At 32.9% G+C, this 4,686-nt stretch carries 5 protein-coding genes; all 5 read right to left on the bottom strand.

The features are described 5' to 3' along the window. Nucleotides 1-445 precede the first annotated feature (445 nt). The 5 genes from ACIFUW_RS15540 to ACIFUW_RS15520 all read right to left on the bottom strand — a co-directional run bounded on the left by ACIFUW_RS15540 (nucleotide 446) and on the right by ACIFUW_RS15520 (nucleotide 4,681). Nucleotides 446-619 carry a hypothetical protein gene (locus ACIFUW_RS15540; protein ID WP_010729871.1) on the bottom strand — a complete coding sequence of 58 codons (174 nt, stop codon included), beginning with the start codon at nucleotides 617-619 and terminating at the stop codon, nucleotides 446-448. 684 nt (nucleotides 620-1,303) lie between these two features. Beyond that, entirely contained in the window at nucleotides 1,304-1,843 is a 540-nt protein-coding gene (locus ACIFUW_RS15535) for a DUF536 domain-containing protein (protein ID WP_002351084.1), read from the bottom strand. A 15-nt stretch (nucleotides 1,844-1,858) separates the two neighbouring features. Further along, nucleotides 1,859-2,782, bottom strand: coding sequence for a replication initiation protein (locus ACIFUW_RS15530; protein ID WP_002351085.1), 924 nt, complete (start codon nucleotides 2,780-2,782; stop codon nucleotides 1,859-1,861). A 1,150-nt stretch (nucleotides 2,783-3,932) separates the two neighbouring features. After that, on the bottom strand, nucleotides 3,933-4,136 hold the full coding sequence (locus ACIFUW_RS15525) for a hypothetical protein (RefSeq protein WP_002321382.1): 204 nt from the start codon (nucleotides 4,134-4,136) through the stop codon (nucleotides 3,933-3,935). An 11-nt stretch (nucleotides 4,137-4,147) separates the two neighbouring features. Then, complete coding sequence (locus tag ACIFUW_RS15520) at nucleotides 4,148-4,681, bottom strand: hypothetical protein (protein ID WP_002334266.1); 534 nt, start codon at nucleotides 4,679-4,681, stop codon at nucleotides 4,148-4,150. Between the last annotated feature and the right edge of the window lie 5 nt (nucleotides 4,682-4,686).

The following is a 4,686-nucleotide window of genomic DNA, read 5'->3' as shown; positions in this document are numbered from 1 at the left end:
TTCCTCCTGATACAGAAAAATATATAGAAAACGTTTTCTTTGTGAAAATCATAAAACAAAAGGTATAGGCTTGTCAATATTTTATTTAGTAAAGATAATTTATATTTTTGATAATGTGGTATAGTTAGAATGCATTAGGAAAATATGTTATATTAAATTCTTGTTGACATAATGTGTACTATGCCAAGTAGCCTCTCTACCAAGGGATACAGGGGCTCACTTTGTGATTTTCGATTGGTCTAAGTCAAAAGCTCTTTTTAAGGCTTGATTTTCTGCAGTTGCTTCTTTCCGTTTCTTTGTGAATTTTTACCAGTCATTTTTTACTGGGGTGTTATTTTTCATAAAATATGATAAATTTTTGGTAGCGCTTCATAAGCGCGTTGCTTTTTCAAGAATAAACACTCATTATTTTTTAACTGGCTGCTCGAAAGAGCAGTCTTTTTTATTATTTATCCGTCTCTTTTACAAACAATTCTTCGTTAGGACTGTTGTAATAATTTGAATTTAATTTAAGTTCTCCGTTGGAATTGTTTTTTCCAATTACGGATAATAGCATGGGGCTAAAACCTAATATTCCTAGAGAAATAGAACCCAGTACCAACACAGTTTTTTTTAACATAGGTTATACCTCCACTTTTTTTAACGCTACCACTTGTATACACATTTTAAATACTAGCCTTCAGTTTATCAAATGTTTAAATTGAACGGATATAAATCAAAATTAAATTTTCAAAAGTTGTTCTAAAAAATTTTTCTTTTTTGGAAGTTACTCTAACTTTTTTTGCTTGTGGTGCTTGGTATGTTTTCTTCGCCGACCGTTTAGGTTCTTGACCATTTTCTCTTATAAGTGGGATTTTTACCACGTTGAGAGAAAATGGTCAAGAACCTGGGAGGCGGAGAATGCCCTTAATACCAAGCACCGCAAGCCTTTCCCATACTTTATTCGATGATCCCACGATGATCTCATAATGATTCTACAATGACCCTACGATGATCAAAATTCTCAAAAAAAATAAACGAAATTTCAAACGATTTTTTTGAAATTTTGTTAAAATCACATTTGTTTTTTTATGACTTTTTCAACAAAATCGATTAGAATTTATTTTGTTTTTCCACCAAAAATTGAGTGAGATTTCAACCTATTTTAAGCAATAAGTCACCATATAGTTTGATAGTTTACAACTATAAACATTGATTGTTTACAGTTGTAAACTATTTTTTCTTTCTCATAAAAATTTGAGTGATCTCCCCATCAGGTAGTACAACTTTTTCCTCTACTATCCGAACTAACTTCTAGAAAATTTTAGAGATTGGTTCTATTAGATTTCCAAATTTGCCACCACTTTTTTTCAATAAGTGGTTGTGTATTGTCTGCTTTTTTTTCAGAAAAGGCAGTTGATTCGGTTGTTGGAGTTTCTTCTGTATAAGTTAAATGGAGCTGTTCTTGTAGGTTCTCAATTTGTTGGTTCGCTTGTAGAGTGAGTTGTTGTTGCTGGTCGAGTAATTTTTGCATTTGTTTTATTTGATTATCTTTTTCTTGTAGCTGTATATCTTTTCGATTTAACTGTTTTTCTAGGAAAGAAAGGAGTTTTAATTCGGAAACTTGGTTGGTGTTTTTATGGTTTTTGGTTTTTGATTTTTCGCCAACTAGTTTTCGATTTAAGTTTGCGTTATCGACTAAAAACATTGATTTTATAGCTTTTTGACCGGTTTCGTTAATCACAAACTTGTTTCCGTTTTTTGCAAACCAAAGTTTTCGATTTTTGTCAGAAACTTTTTTGTTAATTGCTGTTTTACTAACTCCTAATTCTTCCGCAAGTTCTTTGATTGTTTTATCTGCCATAAATACTCCTTAAGCTTAATCGAATAAGTTTTGTAAATTTCCTAGTAAATCTTGTTTGAGTTTGTTTGAAAGTTCTCGTTTTTCTGCCTGTTTTTCTTCAGTTTGTTGTTGTTGTTTAAAATCAGCTTCATGAGTGCCTAAGGGAAGATTTAGTATTCGATCTTTAGCGCGCCATTTTTCTTCTCGTGTTAATTCTCCATTGTGATCAATATTAAATAATTTTATACGTAAATCTTCTTGTTTCCCTTTGGAAAAATCGTCAGCATGGTTAATTTCAGCTTTCCAAGTAAAACGATAACCGATAACAGGTTTACCTCGACCTTTACCATATTTTTTACGAATAGTTAATCCTTTAAATAAGGGAGTGAGTTCTTCTTTAATTGGCCTTAAGATAAATTTGTCAATATTTGACGGACTATTCCAATAACTTTTAGGAATATCTAGTAAATCAAAAAATTTTTCTTTGGAAAATTCAGTCCAGCCTTGAGTTCGATATTGTTTTAATAATCGAAACATAGTTTTTGAATATGTGCTATCCAAATTAGTAAATTGCTCTAGATTAAATCTTGTCCAGTTCTTTAATTGATTAAAAAGTCCTTTAAATTCTGGATTAACTGAAATTATAACAAGTTGTTTATCTCGTATAATGCTATATTTTGTGAAAGCAACAAATTTAGTTAAAGTATTTCCATCATCATTCCAAGCATTAATACTTAATAATTTGTCATACGTGCTACTAAGATCTTTTATAAATTGTTCCCCACGTTCTGTATAACCGCTTAGTTTTTTCAAATCGTGAAATGAAAAAATAATCTCATCTACACCTTTTTCACGTACACGTGAAGCAATTGAAAAAAATAAGTTCATTTCACGACTATTAAATTTTCTCAGAGGAATATGATTTAATCTATTTTCATATTTTACAATTTCATTTGCCATAAGCTTCTCCTACTTTTATAAAGTATGAAATAAAAGTAACATACTTTATAAAAATACTCAATAATGTCGGAAAACCTACTTGAAAAGCGTAGAAAACCTACTTGAAAAGCGTAGAAAACCTACTTGAAAAGCGTAGAAAACCTACTTGAAAAAACTCTGAATTGCTTGGGAGAGTAAGGACACAGCCGACATAAAAGAGATATAAAAAGAGATATAAAAAGAGATATAAAAAGAGGGGAGGCTAATTTTCCCGCCTAAAAAATCACTCCTTTTTTCTCTAAACAGGTTCGCGAATTTATCAAAACTGCCAATTCCAAACCTTGCTCCCTACGGTTCGCTAAAAAGGTGTGATCGCTCTGCTCTCACATTATACTGCGCAGTCGCCTCCGGCTCCTTTGCTAAAAGCCGTTCATAAGGAACCCTTTGAGAAGCTCTGAGCGTTCGTTTAAGACATTTTAAGACAGTCCTAGTATAAATCCCTTATCTTGTTCTTAAAACGCCTTACAGGCGGTCAGGGCAAGCCCTAACAACCCTAAAATTGTCTAAATGCCCTCTAAAATTCGATTTAAGCACTCTTAAACCTATTCTTATATATTTATATACTTAGGCGTTTCAAACGTCTTAAAACGCAAATTAGAGCTTGATAAAGATATTTGCTCGTGTGCCTAGACTTTTAAAAAAGTCGGCACACGCCATGACAAAGCTGAAATAAACTGCTTCAGCTTTGTCATGGCGGATTCGCTCACTTGAAAAAGTGTTTATTTCGCTCGATTATTAGCATATATTTTTTAGCTTTTTTGCTAGCCAAATTTTGCATTAATTTGCTCATAAGTCCCACCCTTTCAGTACGTCCTACGGACGTATCGTTCGTAATGTGAAAGTACCTTTAAAGGTACTTTCTACAAAACTCACTAAAAGGGTTTGGCAAGCTCTATATTTGCTAGCCAAATACCTCCGTATTTGGTGCAAATAACCGCTTGTCAAAGGAGCGCAAGCTCCCCCTTGAATCCCCCTCAAAATCCACGCTCCACAATACAAAAAAAGGCTAGCATTTGCTAGCCACTTTTTGTAAAGTTTCGCTTATTTCACCGAAGGTGAAATTGTTGCTTTGTAATATTCAAACAACCCTATTCTTCTAAAATGTATCGATTTATTTTTTTTTAGACTTTATTATGTCTAAGACAACTAAGATTAACACTAAAAATAAACCAGATTTGTATAATTGCCCTCCGCTTAGCATATTAACAATTATAGCAACAGCTATAGCAAATATAAAAATACGAATAGTAGCTATTTGCGGATTCTTTTTAGTAAATGTTTTTAATGATTTTAATGATTTAGATATCAAAAACATCACTCCTTAACTTATAACGTTGAATATCTAGTAGCTACAACTCTTCCAGCTGCATCATATCCCCTTTGGTAATAAAATCCAATCCAGCCATTACCATTTTTGTCCCATTCTTTTGCAACTGCATTCCCTGGAGAAGCACCTTTTTTAGTCCAACTTGCACCTGTTAACAAAGCACCAATTGCCCAACCTGGGATACCAAACATAGAAGTGCTAGCTTTCCCTCCTGCCCAAAAGGCAGCATTAATAGCATTAGCAGCTACTCCAGTGGTTACAGCAATATTTGTATATTCCTTTTTGCCCCATCTTGCAACTGCAGCTCTTGTCATGATATCTGAAGAATTTGCAAAATCTTCCGCACTATAACCATCCTCATATTTAGTTACGACCATACCATCTTCAGTGTACTCAATAACTACATTTTCAGTAGCATTGTTTTCGTTTAATGATACCACTTGGGAATTTTCTGAAGCATAAACTATAGTAGTTGACGGTAAAACAACTGCCCCAATAGTTAACAAAGCTACCCCTAAAGTAAATTTTTTCATAGAAT

The organism is Enterococcus sp. PLH-Efm8, assembly GCF_053011625.1.
This window is presented reverse-complemented; position numbering and strand designations above follow the sequence as displayed.